The sequence below is a fragment of the Algorimicrobium bowmanii genome, from assembly GCF_054031195.1.
The window spans coordinates 1801496-1824100 of sequence record NZ_CM132929.1 but is presented as its reverse complement, the minus strand read 5'-3'; the positions used below and the strand labels follow the sequence as shown (position 1 = coordinate 1824100).

At 32.2% G+C, this 22605-nt stretch carries 19 protein-coding genes and 1 riboswitch; of the genes, 7 read left to right on the top strand and 12 right to left on the bottom strand.

Translation table 11 applies throughout. From position 1 onward, the window contains the following. Positions 1-127: 127 nt before the first annotated feature. The gene (locus tag ACW5R3_RS08085) at positions 128-2422 is read right to left on the bottom strand and encodes a DNA topoisomerase 3 (protein ID WP_456576501.1); all 2295 of its coding nucleotides are present in this window, start codon (positions 2420-2422) and stop codon (positions 128-130) included. 159 nt (positions 2423-2581) lie between these two features. On the opposite strand from ACW5R3_RS08085, the gene ACW5R3_RS08080 reads away from it, so the two are divergent. Genes ACW5R3_RS08080 through arsB form a run of 4 tightly spaced genes read left to right on the top strand, consistent with a single transcriptional unit; the run spans position 2582 to position 5072 of the window. Then, positions 2582-2914: an ArsR/SmtB family transcription factor gene (locus ACW5R3_RS08080; RefSeq protein WP_456576500.1), complete on the top strand. Its 333-nt coding sequence runs from the start codon at positions 2582-2584 to the stop codon at positions 2912-2914. Positions 2915-2939: 25 nt separating this feature from the next. Then, the gene (locus ACW5R3_RS08075) at positions 2940-3407 is read left to right on the top strand and encodes a DUF6428 family protein (protein WP_456576499.1); all 468 of its coding nucleotides are present in this window, start codon (positions 2940-2942) and stop codon (positions 3405-3407) included. A gap of 20 nt (positions 3408-3427) precedes the next feature. Beyond that, the gene (locus ACW5R3_RS08070; RefSeq protein WP_456576498.1) at positions 3428-4045 is read left to right on the top strand and encodes an arsenate-mycothiol transferase ArsC; all 618 of its coding nucleotides are present in this window, start codon (positions 3428-3430) and stop codon (positions 4043-4045) included. Between the two features lies 1 nt (position 4046). Beyond that, positions 4047-5072: an ACR3 family arsenite efflux transporter gene (arsB, locus tag ACW5R3_RS08065; protein ID WP_456576497.1), complete on the top strand. Its 1026-nt coding sequence runs from the start codon at positions 4047-4049 to the stop codon at positions 5070-5072. Positions 5073-5152: 80 nt separating this feature from the next. Here the strand turns inward: arsB and ACW5R3_RS08060 are convergent, their stop codons facing one another. Then, positions 5153-6058: a peptidoglycan DD-metalloendopeptidase family protein gene (locus ACW5R3_RS08060; protein WP_456576496.1), complete on the bottom strand. Its 906-nt coding sequence runs from the start codon at positions 6056-6058 to the stop codon at positions 5153-5155. Between the two features lie 241 nt (positions 6059-6299). Here ACW5R3_RS08060 and ACW5R3_RS08055 point away from each other — a divergent pair, with 241 nt between their 5' ends. The 3 genes from ACW5R3_RS08055 to ACW5R3_RS08045 all read left to right on the top strand — a co-directional run bounded on the left by ACW5R3_RS08055 (position 6300) and on the right by ACW5R3_RS08045 (position 11377). Beyond that, complete coding sequence (locus ACW5R3_RS08055) at positions 6300-7610, top strand: DEAD/DEAH box helicase (RefSeq protein WP_456576495.1); 1311 nt, start codon at positions 6300-6302, stop codon at positions 7608-7610. A gap of 109 nt (positions 7611-7719) precedes the next feature. Next, the gene (locus ACW5R3_RS08050; protein ID WP_456576494.1) at positions 7720-8820 is read left to right on the top strand and encodes an alkene reductase; all 1101 of its coding nucleotides are present in this window, start codon (positions 7720-7722) and stop codon (positions 8818-8820) included. A 631-nt stretch (positions 8821-9451) separates the two neighbouring features. Continuing rightward, positions 9452-11377: an SdrD B-like domain-containing protein gene (locus tag ACW5R3_RS08045; protein WP_456576493.1), complete on the top strand. Its 1926-nt coding sequence runs from the start codon at positions 9452-9454 to the stop codon at positions 11375-11377. Positions 11378-11438: 61 nt separating this feature from the next. Here ACW5R3_RS08045 and ACW5R3_RS08040 read toward each other — a convergent pair whose 3' ends face one another. The 10 genes from ACW5R3_RS08040 to ACW5R3_RS07995 all read right to left on the bottom strand — a co-directional run bounded on the left by ACW5R3_RS08040 (position 11439) and on the right by ACW5R3_RS07995 (position 22279). Further along, positions 11439-11909 (bottom strand): nucleoside deaminase, encoded by a 471-nt coding sequence (locus ACW5R3_RS08040; protein WP_456576492.1) that lies wholly within the window; start codon positions 11907-11909, stop codon positions 11439-11441. Positions 11910-11911: 2 nt separating this feature from the next. Next, positions 11912-13246 (bottom strand): DEAD/DEAH box helicase, encoded by a 1335-nt coding sequence (locus tag ACW5R3_RS08035; RefSeq protein ID WP_456576491.1) that lies wholly within the window; start codon positions 13244-13246, stop codon positions 11912-11914. 125 nt (positions 13247-13371) lie between these two features. Next, positions 13372-14382 (bottom strand): LLM class flavin-dependent oxidoreductase, encoded by a 1011-nt coding sequence (locus ACW5R3_RS08030; RefSeq protein WP_456576490.1) that lies wholly within the window; start codon positions 14380-14382, stop codon positions 13372-13374. A 141-nt stretch (positions 14383-14523) separates the two neighbouring features. Continuing rightward, complete coding sequence (locus ACW5R3_RS08025; protein ID WP_456576489.1) at positions 14524-15258, bottom strand: LytR/AlgR family response regulator transcription factor; 735 nt, start codon at positions 15256-15258, stop codon at positions 14524-14526. Between the two features lies 1 nt (position 15259). Then, a complete protein-coding gene (locus tag ACW5R3_RS08020; RefSeq protein WP_456576488.1) occupies positions 15260-16297 on the bottom strand; it encodes a sensor histidine kinase in 1038 nt (345 codons plus the stop codon). 6 nt (positions 16298-16303) lie between these two features. Next, positions 16304-17524: an ABC transporter permease gene (locus tag ACW5R3_RS08015; RefSeq protein WP_456576487.1), complete on the bottom strand. Its 1221-nt coding sequence runs from the start codon at positions 17522-17524 to the stop codon at positions 16304-16306. A gap of 2 nt (positions 17525-17526) precedes the next feature. Beyond that, a complete protein-coding gene (locus tag ACW5R3_RS08010; protein ID WP_456576486.1) occupies positions 17527-18270 on the bottom strand; it encodes an ABC transporter ATP-binding protein in 744 nt (247 codons plus the stop codon). Positions 18271-18276: 6 nt separating this feature from the next. Next, a complete protein-coding gene (locus ACW5R3_RS08005) occupies positions 18277-19488 on the bottom strand; it encodes an efflux RND transporter periplasmic adaptor subunit (protein ID WP_456576485.1) in 1212 nt (403 codons plus the stop codon). A gap of 11 nt (positions 19489-19499) precedes the next feature. Continuing rightward, entirely contained in the window at positions 19500-20831 is a 1332-nt protein-coding gene (locus ACW5R3_RS08000) for a TolC family protein (RefSeq protein WP_456576484.1), read from the bottom strand. Between the two features lie 185 nt (positions 20832-21016). Further along, entirely contained in the window at positions 21017-22279 is a 1263-nt protein-coding gene (locus ACW5R3_RS07995; RefSeq protein WP_456576483.1) for a DUF2130 domain-containing protein, read from the bottom strand. Positions 22280-22468: 189 nt separating this feature from the next. Then, positions 22469-22565, top strand: a riboswitch (SAM-I-IV-variant riboswitch). Positions 22566-22605: the final 40 nt, after the last annotated feature.

Below are 22605 nucleotides of genomic sequence, written 5' to 3'. Positions count from 1 at the left end.
AACTGAAGTTTACAAAACAGTTATGAAGATTCCTGTTAACGTTAATTTATTGGTATGTTCAGCAACATTTACACATAAAACACACAACTTATTATTAACATAAGTTAGCAAAACCATTAAAGGTTAACTACTTATAGTTGCTAATTAAATTATACACGAGCTCTTTTGTTAACTTGGTATTTCCTGCTTGTGCTTTCAAATCATTAAATGAAAACCTAAAATCACAACCATCTTTATAAGCCGAACATCCGTAAGCTGTATTTCCTTTAACAACCGTACCTTTTTTACACTTTGGACAATTAATTGTATCTGGAATGGATTTGGGAGCAACTTTTTTAGGCTCTAAAACTAAGTTGAAATTATCATCAAATCGTAATAAACCTTCCAGTGTACCATTTTCTGTTTTAAAACCTTTTAAATTAACAGTAGATCCTTTTTGCAACAATCGGACGAATTGTTTTTCTGATATTTTTTTGTTTTTAAACTTAAAAGGTAAAACAAAATTACAACCTGTTTTATAGGCTGAACACCCATAAGCCGTTTTTCCTGTAATTAGATGCCCTTGTTTACATTTAGGACAAGCTTCAGCAGAAATACCATTACTTTTTTTAGGTTTCGCTTTTACCGCTTTTTTTTGTTGTGTAGCAACCGCGTATGAAATATTAGCACGTTTTGTTTCACTTCTAACTTCATAAACCAACTCATCAACCATACGTTTCATATTATTAATAAAAGTACCTGCCTTATAGGTTCCTTTTTCAATATCTTTAAGTTGCTTTTCCCAAGTTCCTGTAAGCTCAGCAGATTTTAGAATGTCGTTTTGTATGGTATCTATCAATTGAATACCTGTTACAGTTGGTAAAACTTGCTTTTTATTACGTTTAATATATTTCCGTTTAAATAATGTTTCAATAATATTGGCTCTTGTAGATGGTCTTCCAATACCATTTTCTTTCATCAAATCACGTAATTCCTCATCATCAACCTGTTTACCTGCTGTTTCCATAGCACGTAGGAGGGAAGCTTCAGTAAACTGATTAGGTGGCTTTGTTTGTTTCTCCAAGAATGAAGGTTCATGTGGTCCTTTTTCTCCTTCAACAAAATTCGGTAATGTATCGGTAGACTTAGTTTCTTTTTCTGGGTTCTCAAAAACTACGCGCCATCCTTTTTTTAATATTTCTTTACCTGTAGTTTTAAAATTAACATCGGAAGCTTGACCAATAACAGTGGTATTTGAAACTTCACAATCGTCATAAAAAACAGCTATAAAACGTTTTACAATACTATCATAAACCTGCTGTTGGTTGTATTGCAAACGACTTTCAACACCGGTAGGTATAATGGCATGGTGATCCGTTACTTTCTTATCATTAAAGACTTTGGTCGATTTTTTTATTTTTTTGCCAAGTAAGAGAGCTGTTAATGCAGCATAATTTCTTAGATTTTTAAGAATACCTGGAACTTTTGGATAAACATCATTAGGTAAGAAAGTAGTGTCAACTCTTGGATAGGTAACAACTTTCTGTTCATATAAACTTTGTACTAATTTTAAAGTTTCATCGGCAGTAAAACCAAAACGCTTATTACAATGTACCTGTAAACCCGTTAAATCAAATAACTTAGGTGCGTATTCTTTACCTTTCTTTTTAGTCGTTTTTAATATCTCGAAATCAAACTCTTTAACTTTATTTGCTAAAACTTCACCGTCAGACATTTTTAAAAAACGTCCTTCTTCATAACTAAAAAGTGTATCACGATATAATGTTTGAAGTTCCCAGTAGGGTTGTGGTTTGAAATTTTCAATTTCTTTAAACCTATTAACAACCATGGCTAATGTAGGTGTTTGAACCCGACCTACGGACAAAACTTGTTTATAGCCACCATGTTTAAGTGTGTATAGTCTTGTTGCATTCATACCAAGCAACCAGTCGCCAATAGCGCGTGAGAAACCAGCATAAAATAAATTATCATAATCTTCCGAAGGCTTCAAGTTTTGAAAACCTTCTTTTATAGCTTCGGCAGTTAATGATGAAATCCACAAACGTTGAATAGGCCCTTTATAGTTAGCTTGATCTAAAACCCAACGTTGTATAAGTTCTCCTTCTTGACCAGCATCCCCACAGTTTATAACTAATTCAGCTTTATCAAAAAGGCCTTTAACAATTTTAAATTGCTTTTGAATACCAGAATTAGAAACTACTTTGGTTTTAAATTTTTCTGGCAACATGGGTAAATTATTCAAATCCCAACTTTTCCAATAGGGCTTATAATCATTTGGCTCCATTAATGTACACAGATGACCAAATGTGTAAGTTACATAATAGCCATTGCCTTCAAAATAACCATCATGCTTAGTATTAGCTCCTAAAACAGATGCTATTTCTCTGGCAACACTTGGTTTTTCTGCAATACAAACTTTCACGATTATACGGTTTTTTTTGAACGATGCAAAGTACAGAATTTTATGAAAATACAGTTGATCTTAAATCCATAGAATTACTTTTTTATAAACAAATTGATTTAATTTCTTGTCCATTTAAAGTCTTAATCGTAATATTGCAATATAATAATACAACAAACTATGGGAATAACTAAAAGTGAAAAATTCACAGAAGAACAAAATAGGATAGCAAGCATAGCTAAAGTCCTTGGCCATCCAGCAAGGATAGCTATTTTAGAACACCTATTTAAAATTGAAAGCTGTATCTGTGGTGATTTAGTATCAGAAATTGGCTTAGCGCAACCAACAATCTCCCAACATTTAAAAGAATTAAAAAACTTAGGGATTATTAAAGGAAATATTACAGGAACAAGTATATGCTATTGTATTGATCAAGATGAATGGCAAAATATCTCCGATATTATTTCGCACTTTTTAACACAAAAACCAAGCAGTTCAATAGAATGCTGTTAATTATAAATTTAAAAAATCTAGAATTATGAAACTATCAGAAATAAAAAAACATTTAAACGAATTACAGACAATAGGTTTTCAATTACCTAACGGCGAATTAGTACCAAGTCATTTTCATGTTACCGAAGTTGGGAAAATATCCAAACATTTTATTGATTGTGGTGGTACCGTACGTGATGAATCTGTAGTAAATTTTCAATTATGGGAAGCAGACGATTATGACCATAGATTACATCCTGAAAAATTATTAAGCATTATAGAATTATCTGAAAAGGTTTTAAATATTGAGGATTTAGAAATTGAAGTGGAATATCAAGACACCACAATTGGCAAATACAATTTAGATTTTGATGGTAAAAACTTTTTACTAACCAACAAACTTACCGATTGTTTAGCAAAAGATAAATGTGGTATACCGGCAGAAAAAACAAAACTTAAATTTTCAGATTTAAGCTCAAGCAATAGTTGCGAACCTGGATCTGGATGTTGTTAATTTCTTTAAAAAAAATCATTATGTATCCAGATTTATCAGCAGTAATTTCTAAACTGAATATAAATTCAGTATCTGAAAACAGAAAAGAAACACTTAAACCTTTAGTTGAGTTTATATCTAATAAACAATCTAATAAAGAACCTATTAGATTGAATTTTATTTGTACTCACAATTCAAGACGTAGTCACTTGTCACAGATATGGGCACAAGCTTTAGCCATGCATTTTAAAATTGATAATGTTACTTGTTATTCAGGTGGAACTGAAGCAACAGCCGTTTATCCTCGTGTGATTGAAACTTTAATGAAGCAAGGTTTTAAAGTGTTCAACCTGTCCGAGTCAAGTAATCCCGTTTATACCATTAAATATGATACTAATGAAGCTGGCGTTATAGCTTTTTCTAAGAAGTATGACCATGAATTCAATCCAGAATCTGAGTTTGCAGCAATTATGACTTGCTCACAAGCAGATGCAGGATGTCCGTTTATAGCTGGTGCTGAAAAACGTATTCCTATTACGTTTGAAGATCCTAAAGCATTTGATAATACGGAATTAGAGGTTGCAAAGTATGAAGAACGAAGTTTAGAAATAGCAACGGATTTGTTTTATGTGTTTTCACAAATAAATACCAACAAGTAAGATGAAAAAACTATCTTTTTTAAACAGCTACTTAACACTTTGGATATTTGTAGCCATGCTATTAGGGGTTTTACTAGGAAATTTCATTCCTGCTATACCTGATTCGATTAATGCATTAAGTCATGGTGCTACTAACTACCCAATAGCCATTGGGTTGATTTTAATGATGTATCCACCATTAGCTAAAGTAAATTATAAGCTATTACCTAAAGTTTTTAAAAATGTAAAGGTATTATCGATTTCTTTAGTTCTAAATTGGATTATCGGACCTGTTTTGATGTTTTTACTAGCCATTACATTTCTTCAAGATTACCCAGAATATATGGTTGGGTTAATTCTTATAGGATTAGCTAGGTGTATTGCTATGGTTTTAGTTTGGAATGATTTAGCCGATGGTAGTAGTGAATATGGTGCTGGTTTAGTGGCTTTAAATAGTATTTTTCAAGTTTTTGCATATAGTTTTTATGCCTATTTATTTATTACGGTATTACCACCTTATTTTGGTTTTGACGGTGCTATTGTAGATATATCAATTGCTACTATTGCCGAGAGTGTATTAATTTATCTCGGTATACCTTTCGCTTTAGGTATATTAAGTCGACTTATTTTAGTACCACTAAAAGGTGAAATTTGGTATAATGAAACATTTATTCCAACAATATCTCCTTTAACTTTAATTGCTTTATTGTTTACAATTATAGTCATGTTCTCGCTAAAAGGAGCTTTAATAATGACTATTCCTTTTGATATAGTAATTATAGGAATTCCATTGATTATTTATTTTATAGTCATGTTTACTATTGGCTTTTTTATGAGTCGATCAGCAGGAGTTACTTATGATAAAAACGTAGCTATTGCATTTACCGCTGCAGGTAATAATTTTGAATTAGCAATTGCTGTGGCTATAGCCGTTTTTGGAATAAATTCAGGACAAGCTTTTACTGGAGTAGTAGGGCCTTTAATAGAAGTACCTGCTTTAATATTATTGGTTCGCTTAGCATTTTGGTTAAAGAAAAAGTATTACTAAAACAACAAAACATATTAGCATAAAAAAACTGTATAATAGGATTAAACTCCCGTTATACAGTTTTTTTATGTGACTTATTTTTATTGAACAAATATTTTTTGTCCAATTCTTAATGTAGAATTTCGACTAATGGCATTCAGCTTACATAAATTAGAAACACTCATATGTGTTCTGGATGCTATACGAGACAAGGAATCTCCTCTTTTTACTATATAAACTTTTTTAGGCTTATTGGCACTAGCAATAGCTTCGGCTTCAGAAGTTGGAATTTCAATATTACCAGGGCGTTTACTATTGTGTATTTCTGGACGCGTCATATCTCGAGTAATCCATAATTCATTATTAATAACGGCATTGGATTCATTAAATTTCAATAGATATTCAGGGTTTATTTGCACACCATTATAGCTAATCTCTAGGTGTAGATGACTACCACGAGCATTACCAGATGTACCACCTTTTCCTAAATAATCTCCTGCTTTTACCGAATCATTCGCTTTTACACCATAACGAGACATATGTGCATAAGCCGTTTCCAAACCGTTAAAATGTCTAACAATTACCGATCGGCCATGACCAGAACTATAACTAGAAAAACGCACAACACCATCAAACATAGCAAAAAGACTATCTCCAGTAATGAGATCTATATCAATACCTTTATGCGCACGACCATGTCGCCATCCATATCGGGAAGTAATTACTTTATTTCGTGAAATAGGAGAGGCGTAGTTCGAATCGTTAAATTGAATATGAATAGGGAATTTTACAGCATCGTTATATTTAACCCTGTAACTTTCAGTATTCCAGTAGTCTGAAGTAATATCAACTATTGCTTCTGATTCTTCTACTTCGTAGTTTTCTAATAAATCTTCGCTACTAGCAATAAAGTTGAGCAAATTTGGTGAAGAATCTTTGGGGTTAGATGGTTGACCAAAACTGTTAATTGTGAGACACAAACTCAATAGAATAAAAAATGATTTCATAGGCTATTTTATAACTATTTAAAGTGCATAAACGCTATTTTTATTAAAATAGTATTTTTACAATGGCCGAAAATATAAAATAAACTAACATATTTTCTTAAAAACATGTTAGTTTTCTATAATTAGCCATTTTTTTTATGCTTGAACCGTATTAGTATTTAGTTAATCGAAATCTTTATAAAAATTCAATAACCTGTAAAACAGTCGTTATCTTTGCAACTTAAAACACATTACATTACACATGGGCAACGCCATTAAAGATCAGCAAGAAATACTCGCTAAGTTAAAAATACCAGCATTAAATGATATGCAGGAAGAAGCACTATTAGCTGTTTCAAATGCAGAAAATACGGTTGTATTATCACCAACAGGAACCGGTAAAACTGTGGCTTTTTTATTGCCAACAATTGCTGGTTTAGATAGTGAATGCCCTGATGTACAACTATTAATATTGGTTCCGTCTCGAGAACTAGCTATTCAAATAGAGCAGGTAATCCGGGAAATGGGAACTGGTTTTAAAGCGAATGCCGTTTATGGTGGACGCCCGTATTCAAAAGATAAAATAGAATTATCGCATCCGCCGGCAATTTTAATAGGCACACCAGGACGTGTTGCCGATCATTTACGAAGAGAAACCGTTTCGGTGTCAAATATTAAGACGCTCGTTTTAGATGAATTCGATAAATCTTTAGAAATTGGCTTTGAAAAAGAAATGCGTGATATTATTCAATTATTACCTTTTATTGAAAAACGCGTTCTTACATCGGCGACTCAAGATATGCAAATCCCCGAATTTGTAGGACTAAAAAATGAAGTCGTTATAGATTATTTAGATACTAAAACGTCTAAAATTCAAATTAAAAAAGTACTCTCAGCAGACAAAAATAAACTGCAAGCATTAGCCGATTTATTATTTGATATTGGTAATAAACCGGGTATTATATTCTGTAACTTTAAAGATACCATTCAGTATTTAAGCAATTTCTTAAACAGTCAGAATATTCCACATGGTTGCTTTTATGGTGGCATGGAGCAAATAGATAGAGAACGGGCTTTGATTAAGTTTAGAAATGGAACACATCAAATTATTATAGCTACCGATTTGGCTGCTCGTGGTTTAGATATTCCAGAATTAAATTATATTATTCATTACCAACTTCCTTTAAAAGCAGAGGAATTCACCCATAGAAATGGGCGAACGGCTCGTATGAATGCTGAAGGAACTGCGTATGTTCTGCAATGGACTGAAGAATATTTACCTGAATTTATAAACACCAATCAGATTGTAAAACTAAACGGTAAACCTAAAAAACTAGCATCGGAATGGGTAACACTATTTATATCTGGTGGTAGAAAAGATAAGATTTCAAAAGGGGATATTGCTGGTTTATTTTTCAAACAAGGGCATCTTAATAAAGATGAATTAGGAGTTATTGAATTAAAACAAGATTGTGCGTTTGTAGCCGTTCCTAAAAATAAAGCTCATGCTATTATTGATAAAACCAATAATGTTCGTTTAAAAAAGAAAAAGGTGCGAATATCAATTTTATAAGCCTTTCTTATAAAACATCTTAAGTAAAGTTTAACAATGAGCTATAAGAAACGGGGCTTAGTTTACAAATTGCTTTGTATTTTTACAAAACACTTAAAAATTAAAACTGATGACTAAAAAGCAAGCTTTATTAGATTCTTATAGTTTAAACTCGGATATCACATTAAAAAACCGTGTTGTAATGGCGCCAATGACACGAAGTCGTGCCGATAATGCGGATAAAGTTCCTACAAAAGATTTACATGTTACCTATTACACACAAAGAGCTTCAGCTGGCTTAATTATTACCGAAGGATCACAAGTTTCTAAACAGGCTGTTGGGTATATTAACACGCCTGGTATTTATAATCAGAAACAAGTGGCAGGGTGGAAGCTAGTTACCCAAGCGGTTCATGAACAAGGTGGCACCATTTTTATTCAATTGTGGCATGTAGGCCGAATTTCTCATCCAGACTTTCACGATGGCAATCTGCCATTAGCGCCTTCATCTGTAAATCCTGAAATTCAATCTTTTACACCTTCAGGATTTAAAGATACCGTAACGCCAAAAGCCATGACGCAAGATGATATTAATCAAACCATTTCAAATTTTAAGCAGGCCGCTAAAAATGCTATGGACGCAGGTTTTGACGGGATAGAAATACACTCATCAAATGGTTATTTATTTCATCAATTTTTTAGTAATGTATCAAATAAACGAACGGATTCGTATGGTGGCAGTATTGAAAATAGAACCCGTTTTTTCTTTGAAGTATTGGATGCTATTAAATCGGTAATGCCTGAAAACAGAATAGGTGTCCGTTTTAATCCTTCGGCACACGGTATCTTTGGCATTTCCGTAAATGAAGATACTTTGCCAACATTTGATTATTTAATAACTAAATTAAATGATTACAATTTAGCATATGTACATTTATCAGAACCATTTACAGATGTTTCTGATGTGCCACATGCCGAAACGGAAATAGCTAAACGTTACAGACCGTTATATAAAGGTAATTTAATGATAAACACCAATTTTAAACAAGATTCGGGTAACGCGGTTATTGAACGTGGTGATGCTGATTTAGTTGCTTTTGGAAAACCTTTTATTTCAAATCCTGATTTAGTAGAACGCTTTGAGCAAAACTTAGATTTATCTGATTGGGATTCCGATACATTTTATGTACCAGGAAAAAAAGGCTATACGGATTATGAAAAAATATCATAATATACATACACAACAGAGGTATATTAAAATAAGAGAAATTATAGAATCATTTAGTTTCTCTTATTTATATAAAATTCTATTTTACATAATATAAATTATAGTACAAATGTATTTGTGATGGAAAATAGTGAATAGAACTTTTGGGTTCTATTTTACATAGTTGCAGATATGACGCCTTTAGGATCATATCGATAGCAATTATGTAACAGCTAATTTACTTCTAGATATATCCGCTAACAAACTCTTTATTACTGTATTTTATTTTATACATAATTTTCAGCCGCTTGCCATCACATTATAAAAGCTAACCTTTTTGCTATGTTTTAAAAATCACGTATTCGATAAAATGTACATCATAAAAAATTTTAGACGATTCTTAAGAATCTCAATAAACCATTCATCTTTTATTATGAACTTTTACAACTATAAATAGTTTTAAAAATATATGTTCTGAGATTTACATATACTGAACAATCATAAAGAAATAATTTTTTAGACGATTCTCAGCAATTATATATTTAGTAAAAAAAGCATGTTTATTTTATTTTTTCTATAAAATTAACGAACTATTTAAGGTTAAAATATATATTTGCTATACCCAAAATTAAAAAATAAACTTAATCTTAAACTAATGAGAAAAATTACTCAAACTATCATGTGTCTTTGCATGATATTATCTAGTGTATCTTATGCGCAAGAAATCCTATTTGTACCAACACAGTATGCAAACATTCAGACAGCAGTTAATGCAGCTTCAGAAAATGATATTGTTATAATTGATGAAGGTGTTTACAACGAAAGTATCAACCTAAATTCTGCAGCCAACAATATTACAATAGCTCCAATTGTAATAGGAACTGTTACAATACATGGTGGCGATGCTCCTGTATTTTATACAACCGCACATACTGGAGATATTTCAATAATTGGATTAGCATTAACATCTACTTTAAATGATAATAGTCAAGGTGTACTATCATTTAATAATGCTGTTGGAACCCTTCGTATTATTGAAAACACCTTTACAGCAGATAATACCAATGGTATTCAAATAGCTACTAACGATGCTTCTGTAGATATTGAAACATCAATATTAAGCAATGTATTTACCACGTTTGGTAATGATAAATTAATTAAAATTAACGCCGGAGATGACGGTATTGGTGGTTCTGCAAATATTGTTATTGATGATAACTCAAACACTGGAAGCATTGAAGATGCGGCCGTATTTGTTGATTTCAGTAATAGTAACAGTGATAATACCTTAGTAATCACTAATAATACTTTTGATAACTGGATTGCGTCAGGTAGTGGAATTGATATACATTTTGGAGCAGGATCACCTGTAGGTTCCAATCAAAATTCACGTTTTCTTATTGATAATAACAGCCTTAATGGTACAGACGGAAATGGAATTATTATAGACTTAGATGGTGAAAATAATACTATTGAAGGAAAAATAACCAATAATACCATTACTGGCGATTTGGTAAACACTACTCATGGTATTAATATAGATAGTGATAGCACTGCTAATGGTGTAACTGCTACCCTATTTATTGAAGATAATGCTATTTCTAATGTGACTGAAAATGGTATCTATATCAGACCTTTTAATGATGATGTTAACAGAGATATTTGGAATTTCAGTATTAAAAATAATACAATAGATAATCCAAATTCTGACAATTCCCCTAATGATATGTCGAAAGCAGGTATCTTAATAACAGATTCCTCTGGTATAGACGATGAGAATTATACCGTAAATGCTACCATTACAAATAATACTATTACAAACCTTAATAGTGGTACTAGCTGTATTGTGCTTGCTGTTCCAACAACAACTACGATAGCTACAGCTGTTATTAATGCTGATGTAGATTTTACCTCTTGTAGCCCAACATTTATAGGAGCTGTAAACTTAACTATTGATCCTATATCGCTAGTTTCAAATATATCGGAAATTAGTGGTTATGTTTGGCATGATGAAAATGGTAACGGTATCCAGGATTCAGGAGAACCTGGATTAAGTGGTATTGTTATTAATTATACGGGAACAACACATACAACTAGTGGTTCAACACTTTCTAGAATAGATGGAACTTATACAATTCCGGCTTTAAAAGCAGGTAACTATACATTAGAAGCTGAATCGTTTATCTTTTATCCAGATATTACATCGGCAAATGAAGGAACCGACACTTCTATTGATAGTGATTTTAACCCAACAACAAGAACGTATTTGGCTTTTACTTCTACTGAAAATCTTAATACAAATATTGATTTAGGACTTTACGAAAATAGTACTTTAAGTGTTGACCAAACAGAGTTAAAAGATCTTGTACGCGTATATCCAAATCCTGTAGTAGATAAATTGACAGTAAATGTAAATACATCTAATTTCAATTACGCCATCTACTCTATTCAAGGACAATTATTAGTACGTGCTGAAGCGTCACAAAATCAAATAGACTTTAGTTCATTTAAAACTGGTATGTATGTTTTAGTTATTGAAACATCAACAGAAACCTTTACACAAAAGGTTATCAAAAAATAACTAATACCCATAAATAAAAAAGCCCCGATTAATTAATCGGGGCTTTTTTTGTGCTTAAAAATTAGTAAGCTGTTTTATCTATTTTTTTAGTCCATTCCTGAAATGGTTCTAATGCCTCTTCCCTAGCTAATTGCTCAAAAGGAATACTTCGTTTATCGTAAGGCAAAGGTATTTCTTTGTAAATAAAAGCATCATCAAAACCTATATTAGCAGCATCTTCTTGATTACTTCCATAATAGACCTTATCTGGTCTGGCCCAATAAATAGCTCCTAAACACATTGGGCAAGGCTCACAAGATGTGTAAATTTCACAACCATCTAATTGAAAAGATCCTAAATTTTTACAAGCATCACGAATAGCTGTTACTTCGGCATGTGCCGTTGGATCATTTGTAGAAGTTACCTTATTATTTCCGCGTCCTACAATTTTTCCGTCTTTAACAATTACACAACCAAACGGTCCGCCTTCATTATTTGTCATTCCTTTTAAAGCTGCCGTTACAGCTTCCAACATAAATTCTTTATTTGCCATGGTTATTTTGTTTTTTTTGAATTACTTTTCTTAAGGTTTTCAGCTCCCGTTTCAGCTAAATAATTAGCCAAAATCTTATCTACTAATTCATCTTTTGTTAAATGATGAAATATTGTTTTTACTTTGCCTTTAAATTCTTCAGAAATATCACGATTTGGCTTTGTTTTAAATATCTTTTTAGCCCAAATTAAGCCATTATTTTCTTCAATACTTTCGGCGTCTGCTTTAGTATATTCATCAAACCTAATTCCTAATTCCTCTTCAAAATCTGGAATATCATGAATTTCTTCTTGCTGAATAATACTTAAAGAAAGACCTGCTGCCCCTGCTCTAGCCGTTCTACCGCTTCTATGCACATAGGCGTCGTAAGTGTCAGGTAAATGGTAGTTTACCACATAAGATACATCTTTAACATCAATACCTCTGGCTGCTAAGTCGGTTGCTACTAAAATATCTATATAACCTTCTCGAAATTGCCCCATAATACGATCGCGAATTCCCTGAGTTAAACTTCCATGAATAGCACCGGAAGAAAACTTATTTATGGCTAATTTTTTTGCCAACTTATTAACTGCTGCCTTTGTTTTACAAAATATGATACCGCGTTGGCCTTCTTTAGTATTTAAGAAATGAAGTAAAACTTCTAATTTCTCAATAGGCTCTACCACTACAAATTGATGATCAATCCCTTGGTGACCTAACGTAGCCATATTAGCCTCTACATGTATCACATGCTTAGACATATAGTTTTGAACTAATTGTTTAATGGCTCCAGACATGGTAGCTGTAAATAATAAAGTACGTCTGGTTTTTGGGATTTCTTTTATAATAGTATCAACTTCTTCTTTTAATGCGCTTATCATTTCATCAGCTTCATCAAGTACAAGATAAGACAAGTTGCTTAGCGAAATAGCATGACGTTTAATCAAATCTACTAATCGTCCTGGCGTTGCAACTACAATATGTGTTGGTTGTTTTAATCGTTCAATTTGTGGTTTTATAGGAATCCCTCCACAAACGGATGTTATTGATATTTCGGGGTTATGTGACCCAAAAGCTTCTAAGTTTGCACATATTTGCTGACCTAACTCACGTGTAGGGGCTAAAATTAATACTTGTACATTCTCATTTTCAGTATCAATTAACTGTAATAAAGGTAAGCCAAAAGTAGCAGTTTTACCCGTTCCTGTTTTTGCTAGAACAACAAGGTCATCCTTTTTATTTAGAATAACTGGAATGGCTTTTTTCTGAATATCTGTAGGTTCAGAGATATTTAAATTCACTAAACTTTGTTGGATATCTGTTTTAATACCTAAATCTGAAAATGCTTTTAACATAAAAAATATTTTTGCACAAAGATACTTACTCTTTTAAAAGGAATAGTGCCTAAATACCGAGTAATTTTAATAAAAAAATCTGATTGCTAATAATTACCATAAATCCAACAAATAACAAAAAGTTGTTATGCGTTGGATAACTCCGTCATAATTTCTGAGAAAAGTTTATACGATTTTATACGATCGTTTATATCATATATATTCGTAACAGCTATGAGCTCATCAGCTTGGGTTTCATTTAAAAAAGTAGCTACTTGCTTTTTAACTGTTTCCTTACTACCAATAAAAGAATATTTAAGCATTTGTTGTACTTGTGGATGCTTCATAACTTCTTTTAAGTCTGCTGTCATTTCTGAAGGCGGTTGTACAAACTTACGGTTACCGGTAAATATGCCTACAATCATACGTATCAACGATGTTGCTAAATTTTCAGCTTGGGCGTCTGTATCTGCTATAATAATATTTACACCAGCCATTACATAAGGTTTTTCAAGGCTTTCAGATGGCTGAAATTCCTGTCTATAAATACCTAAAGCATCATGTAAATGTGTTGTTGCAAAATGACTCGCAAATGCATATGGTAAACCTTTTTGTGCTGCCAAATGGGCACTATCGGTACTTAAACCTAGAATATACAGTGGTATTGGAACACCTTCTGCAACCGTAGCACGGACTTTAGAGCTTGCATTTTTTGCTGAAAAATAAGTCTGTAATTTGTTTAACTCTACAGGGAAAGAATGAGCAGCTTGCATAAAATCTGAACGTATAGCTTCTGCTGTTTCTCGGTCTGTACCTGGTGCACGCCCTAATCCTAAATCAATTCTATTAGGATATAAGGAACCTAAAGTTCCAAATTGTTCAGCAATTATAAGCGGGGAATGATTAGGCAGCATTACACCACCAGAACCTACGCGTAAAGTCTTGGTACCTTGGGCAACATAACCAATTAATACAGAAGTAGCACTACTACCTATATTATGTGCATTATGATGCTCAGCTAACCAATAGCGTTTGTAACCAAACGATTCGGCATTTTGAGCCAATAATAAGGCATTATTATATGTTTCTTTTAATGATTGCCCTTCAGAAACTAAGGCTAAATCTAAAATAGAATATATAGTAGGTGGTGTTTTCATAATGTTTAAAATACAAGATTTATGTTAGATACTTGTTTTGTATTGGTCGTATAACTAACAAAAACATTACCAAAGTACATGTCATGACATAGTAGCAAAAAGGTGCAGAAATATACTATGTTTCAACAAAAAGAAACCTGTTTACAGGTTTAAAGAGTTATTATTAATATAACTTAAAAAAGCAGCTTTATACTGTTCAGAAACTGTAATTCGTTGCTCATTGATAATTATTTGACTACGTTCAATTACATCAATATTATTTAAAGCCACTATAAAAGACCTATGTACACGCATAAATTGTGTTTTAGGAAGCTCTTCTTCTAAAGATTTTAAACTCATAAGCGTTAAAATAGGCTTGGGATTATCTTTTAACCATATTTTGATGTAGTCTTTTAAACTTTCAAAATATAATACGTCAGCTAGTTTTATACGTAATTGCTTATATTCTGATTTAATAAATAGAAATTCTTTTTCCTCCGAAATATTAGTCTGTTCCTGCTTTCTTACTAGTGAAAACCAGGTATTAGCTTTATTAGCAGCTGCCAAAAATTCGGCGTAGTCAAAGGGTTTTAAAAGATAATCAATAGCTTCAACTTTAAAGCCTTCTAAAGCATATTGATCGAATGCAGTTGTAAAGATAACGCGTGTTTGCTCTGGTAACATTTTAGAAAATTCCAATCCGGTTAAATCAGGCATTTGTATGTCTAGAAACAATAAATCTACCGGTGTATTCTTTATGAATTCCATAGCTTCAATAGCACTACCACAAGCTTGTTTTAGTTCCAAAAATGGTGTTTTATTTACATAACTTTCAACCAAATTTAGTGCCATGGGTTCATCGTCAACAATAACACAAGAAATCTTTAAACTATTCATTTTACTTGGTATCAATTATTAAACTAACAATAAAACGATTGTCTTTTATAGTTGTATCAAAACTATGCTTTCCTGGATATAGCAAAGCTAAACGTTTTTTAATGTTAGGGATTCCAATTCCAGAACCACTTTTATCGTCTATTAATTTAGGGAAATTTGTATTACTAATTGTAAATGTTACTTGTTGATTTTCTGTTTGCATTTCAATTAGTATATCACTTTCTTTACTTGCTGAGACGCCGTGTTTAAATGCATTTTCTATTAAAGAAATAAATAATAAAGGAGCAATTTGAATACCTGTTTCAACTTCTGGAAATTGATAATTCACTATTGTTTTTCTACTAACACGCAACTTCATTAAATCGATATATTTCTTTAGAAAATCGATTTCTTTAGTTAATGGAACCACCTCTAAATTAGTCTCATAAAGCATGTAACGCATTAATTTACTCAAACTATGTATAGATGATTTAGCCATTTCAGGCGAAATATCAACCAAGGAATAAATATTGTTTAATGAATTGAAAAAGAAATGAGGTTGTAGTTGATAATGAAGATGTTGAAGCTCTGATTTAAGTTTAAAATTAGCCGCTTCTTTACGCTCATTTTCTGTTTTAACCCATCTTTTTGTAGACTTTAAAGCTATTGAGAAAAATAACGGTGCCAAATAAGATAACAGTTGTAAGTAAACAGCCATTTTAAATGGAGGCTCTACTCTATTGGTATTTTCTAAACGATTTTTTAAAATATCTTGAAAAAAATTGTTTTCAATGTATTCCTTCATAAACAAGAAAAACCCAATAATAACTGTATTTATAATAATAAACTGAACAGTTTTTTTTGGATATAAAAAGCGATCGATTAATACCAAGAAATTAAAATAAAATATAAGCGCAGAGAAGAATAAAGGTATCCAAAAATGCGCTTTAATTCTATCTAATTCCTGTTCCTGTCCATAAGACAATAAATAAGGTAAGCAAAATAGCGTTAGCCAAATGAGAACATGTGATATATATGTTACTGTTTTATTTTTATACATAATTAATTATTCATAACGTAAGGCTGTAATAGGATCCAATGCTGATGCTTTTCTAGCTGGATACCATCCGAAAAATATACCTGTTACAGCACATACTGCAAAGGAAACAACTATGGAATACAACGCTACGCTAGTAGGCCAATTTAAGAATTTTTCTATAAACACAGTTGCTCCAAGACCTAATAATACCCCTAAAACACCACCTGTGATACTTATTAAAATAGCTTCAATTAAGAACTGCATTAAAATATCAGATCCTTTACCTCCAACAGCCATTCGTAAACCAATTTCTTTAGTACGTTCTTTAACAGAAACATACATGATATTCATAATTCCTATACCACCAATTAATAAGGATATACTCGCCACCGCTACTAATAATACCGTAAGCATTTCAGAAGTTGAACTAAAAGTAGATATTAACTCTTCCATAGAACGTACACTAAAGTCATCCTCTTCATTATCTAATAATTTATGTTCTGTTCTTAATATTTCAGATACTTGCGTTACAGCATCTGGAGCAGCATCTTCACTCACAGCAGATGCGATAATCTGATTCAAATAATCAATTGCCAAAATACGTTTTTGAACAGTTGTAAATGGTGCTATAACAACATCATCTTGATCTTGACCAAAGGTATTCTCGCCTTTTTCTTCTAAAACACCTATAACTTTGAATGGTATGTTGTTAAAACGAATCATTTGTCCCACTGGGTTTTGGCCGTCAGGAAAAACATTATCTACAACAGTTTGGCCAATTACGACAACTTTTGAAGCTGAAGCCACTTCGGCGTCTGTAAACATACTACCGTCTTGTAAACCCACAACTTTAATATTTAAATATTCTGGATTTACACCATAAATATTACTTGGCCAGTTGTTTGAGCCATTAATAACTTGTCCGCCATCATTAACAACTGGTGTTATATAGCTTAATAAATCGGCTTGTTCTTTAATAGTTTCATAATTCTTAAGTGTTAAAGTTTGTACATCTCCTCCACTACCTCTTGCAGGACCTCTATTATCGGCTCCCGGCTGTATAGTTATCATATTAGATCCCATAGCAGAAATGGTAGTACGAATACTTTCTTTAGACCCTTCACCTATGGCTAACATGGCAATCACGGATGCTACACCAATGATGATACCTAGCATAGTAAGCAACGTTCTTGTTTTATTAAGAATGATAGCTTTTGTTGCAATTTTAAATAAATTTAATAGTCTCATAATTACTGGTCTTGTTTAGGTAATTTGGCTAATTCAGCTGCAGCAGATTGTATATCTTGATTTTGATAATCTTTGATAATATTTCCATCTTTTAATACAATAGTTCTACTACTAAAAGTGGCTATATCTGGCTCATGAGTTACAAAAGTGATGGTTATACCTTTTTTGTTTAACTCCTGAAATAAAGACATAATCTCATAAGATGTACGTGTATCTAAATTTCCTGTAGCTTCATCTGCTAAAATCATTACCGGGTTATTAACTAACGATCGTGCTATGGCAACACGTTGTTGTTGCCCTCCTGAAAGTTGCGAAGGTGTGTGATGCAAACGTTCGCCTAAACCAACCATCTCTAAGGCTTTTATTGCTCGCTCCCTTCGCTCTTCAGAAGTTACTTTACTATTATATAATAAGGGTAATTCTACATTTTCGATTGCCGATGTTCGTGCTAGTAAATTATAGGATTGAAAAATAAAACCTATTTTTTCATTTCTTATAGTAGCTAATTCATTTCGTGATAAATCCTTAACACTAACGCCATCTATTTCATAGCTTCCAGATGAAGGTTGATCTAAACATCCTAAAATGTTTAACATGGTACTTTTACCAGATCCACTAGACCCCATAATAGTTACAAACTCTCCTTCTTTAATATCAAATGATATCCCTTTAAGAGCGTGAACCGTTTCGGTTCCCATGGTAAACTCACGTTTTAAGCTTTCTATTTTTATAATATCTTTACTCATGGTTTTCTATTTTTTTCGGTTACCACCTGGTCTTTGAGGCATAAATGGACTTTCATTAGACTCAGATGCTGAATCGTTAGACTCTGATTTTGATACGGCTTGTAGGCTATATACTAATTTATCACCCGCTGCTACACCACTTAAAATTTGCACATTAACACCATCACTAGCACCAAGTGTTACGGGTTTTGGAGTTATAGAACCGTTAGAACCTAATACCCAAAGTGTTGTTTTATCTCTTGATCTTTCGCTATTATCAGCTTGTAATTGGTGTTGTTCATTATAAGCCAAAAGCGATTCTCTTTCTGGTTTAAAGTTAATAGCCTTCGCTTCAGCTGTTAACACATCATTCAATTCAAGAGTAAAAATTGAGATAGTTGCTGTTAAACCTGGTTTTAACTTTAAATCTTCGTTATCTGCTTTAACAACTACAGTATAAGTAACTACATTTGAGGTTACTGTTGGATCTAAACGTACTTGTGTAACAACACCTCTAAATGTTTCACCTAAGTAAGCATCAACTGTAAATTCTACACGTTGCCCCTCTTTTACTTGACCTATATCTGCTTCATCTACATCAGCTTCCACTTGCATTTCTTTTAAATCTTGTGCAATTGTGAATAAGGTTGGCGTACTATAACTAGCTGCAACTGTTTGACCTTCTTCAATATCTTTAGATAATACAACACCATCAATTGGTGAGTAAATGTTAGCATATCCTAGATTCGTTCTTGCTGATTGAAGATCGGAATATCGTTGTGTAACCGTACCTTTGGCTGTTTGATAATTATAACTAGCATCATCATAGTCGGATTTACTTATAACCTGATTATCATACAGTGTTTTTTGTCTGTCAAAAATTGTTTGTGTATAATTTTTTTGACTTACAGCATTATCATACGCTGCTTGTGCTTGTGTTAATGCTGCATTCAAGTTAGTTTTGTCTAACTCAGCAATTAATTGTCCTTCTTTTACAACTGAATTATAATCAACATATACCTTTTCTACAACTCCAGATACCTGTGTACCAACATCTACTTGATTAATAGGCTCTATGGTACCAGTAGCGGTAACCATAGTCGTTACATTTGCTTTTTTAGCCGCAACTGTTTTAGGTTCGATAACTGTAGCAGAATCGCCTTTAAAAAAGCTAAAACCTACTCCAGCAACTATAGCTACTACAATTGTACTTATTATGATTGTTTTTTTATTTTTCATGATTGTCTGAATTAAAGTTTAATATCGTTTCCTTGATAAAATTGAAGTAATTGGTGGTATAAAATGTTTAAGTATTTAGCTTGTAAATAATTTTGCTGAGCATTTGTATACGTGTTTTGACTAATTACCAAATCGGTGGTACTTAAATCACCTAGCTCATACTTTTTTTGTGCTAACTCATAAGACTGTTCTGCTGCTAACTTTGAAGACTCCGAAGCAAAAACTTGTTCTTGCGCCGATAGTGCATTTTGGTAGGCTGTTTCAACTTTCTTATAAATTTCCTTTTCAGTATTTTGCTTCTCTATTTCAGCTTTATCAATATTTATCTGTGCCGTTTTAACAGCCGATTTTGTTTGATTTTTATTGAAAATTGGAACACTTAATGATAATCCTATACGTTGATTAAAGTTTATATTAAACTGATCTGAAAAAGTATTATCATTGATACTTGTATATCCAGAACCAATACTACCAACTAATGATAAGGTTGGTAAATAGTTACCTTTAGCTATATCCAACTCTTTTTCGTTGGCTAGAATTCCAACGTTACTCGCTTTTAACTCTGGTAAAAACTCTAAAGCTTTATTATAAATTTCAACTTTATTTGGTTCTAAGTTTATTAAATCCATATTTTCATCTATGGTTTGAACCTCAATATTTTCTGTTGGTGGTAATTCTAATAATTGCTTTAATTCTATAATATATTGTTGGTAATTATTTTTAGCCGCAATCACATCATATTTATTAGTTGCTGCTTGACTTTGCGCTTCGGTGTAATCTTTTAAGGCGAAAGTTCCAGCATCTAACCTAGCTTTAGCTCTTAAAACTTCTTTTTCGGATGCAGCCAAATTATTTTCTGCTATTGTAATATTTTCTTTACTGTAAAGTATTTGTAAATACGTTTCTAATAGACTTAAAACAATATTGTTTTTAACCACATCTTCTTCAAAACCACGTTGCTCCAATACCAATTCATTTTGTTTGATTTGGTTGTTAAGCTGATTTCCTTTAAATAAAGTTAAGCTACTATTAATACCAACATTTGTACTATTAATTTGATCGGTAACATAATCACCAGTAATAGGATCAATAGAGTTACCATTAGTAAAACTTTGTGATGCACTACCAAAAAGATCTGGTAATTTTGAAGATTTCGATTTACTATAATCTACTTCTGCTAAGTTTTTATTTAAACCGGCATTTTGGACATCTATATTGTTTTCTAAAGCATAGTTGATACAGTCTTCTAAAGACCAAACTTTAGCGTTTTCCTGTGCAACGCTTTCTTGAGACCAAGTCAATTGCCCAAATAGTAAGGCTGCTATGATAAGATATAATTTCATATTAGAAAGTGTTTAATTATTACACTTCAAAGATGAGATTATGATACCTATTAATAAACAGTAATAGACGTAAGCGGTAATTCTCTATACCAAAACGGGTGTTTTATCGATGAGATTTTTAGAGTTTGTTAAAAAAGTGAGGTGTTTCACTAAAAAAGGGCACCAAAGTTAGTGCCCATAAGCGTTTATAAATCCAATTCATCATCAGATCCTGGTAGTTCTAAAGCTTTTACCGACTGAATGGCATTTCCTGCAATACCTTTTACAGAACCATACATATCAATCGTATTTGTTATGACTTTTTCAATCTGTTTTTCACGTTGTTTCCAAATACGTTGCATGGAACGTTTTTCACTATCTAAATCGGATTTCATTTGTGTGAATCCTTCAACAATAGCTTCTATTTGCATTCTAAAAGTACTACTAGTTAAATAGTCGTAAAGCAGATCCATTTTATCACCTTTATTTTCTTGAGTCACAAGGGCATTATTAACCTGAAGAATTCCTTCTCTTAAAACAGCACAGAGACCTTTAAATTCATCAAAATTACAAATCCAAATACCGTCTTTCAAGCCCATTCTATTCATATCAGAAGGCATAACTTCGGTAACTAAAACACCTATATTTGCACCACGATCTCTTATATCTGCCTTAAATTTTTCTATCCATGAAGGCTGAAAATCTTTTGTACGCTTACTTTCATAATAAATAGTTCCGCAATTTTGCTGACTTCTTGTGTGTACCGTTTGAATACAGTCTCCACCACGTGCACCTTTTTTTATTTCTTCAATGGTATCTAACGGAAATTTTGTTGCCAACCATTCTTCTATAGCTAATTCCTGAACCTCCCCTTGAAGTTGCATTGAGCCTTGCTCCTGCTTGCGTTTCATTTCTTCGGTAAGCTTTTTTTGATCTTCCAACTGTTTTTGCATTTCTTTAAAACGCAGTTCATTTTTATCTTCTTCTAATTTTTTAATTTTCTCTTTTTCTGAAATTAGAATATCATTTAATTTTTTTTGAGCCTCTGCTTCAGCAGCTTCTTTTAATTCACCTTTTTCACGTTTTAATTTTTCTATCTCTGCACGAGAACGATTAAGCTCTTTAACCTGTTCAGATTTTTCGTTTAATTCTTTTTGTAACGTTTCAAACTGCTCCGACTGCTCCTCTTGTAACTTCTGTTTAAGTTTAAGCTCGATAGCTTTTTTGTCTGCTTTTAATTGATTTTGTAAACGCTCCTGAAATAATTCGTTTTCCTTTTTTTTCTTTTCTTCAAAATCTAGTTTTTCCTGCTTTAATTGACTTTGTTCTTTTTCATATTTCTTTTTCTCATCAGCAATTTGAGATTGGTATTTTTGCTTTATTTCTTCTTCTAATTGGTGAGCCAAAATATCTTGAACATCTATAGAAGTTCCACAATTTGGACATTTTATCTGATTTTCATTTTTCATAGTCAACGTGCTTAAGCTTATATCAAGGCCTACGGAATGGATATAGGCGAACATCAAATTTATAAGAAACCCATCTAACAGGCAACTTTAAAAAGCTTTATATTTTTAAGAAATAGGGTTATTAAAAATAAATCAAAAAAATAATTGAATCCTATGTTTTGATATAATAAAAACTTGTAGTTTTGCACACTTAATTATCAAGAATCTCTAAAAGAGATAGCAACCTGCAATAACGAGCAAGGTGCTAAAATGATAAGCCAAATACTTTGGAACAAATGTTAATTATTTTCCTTGTATATACTTATCCTTCTCCTTTTCAGATTCTT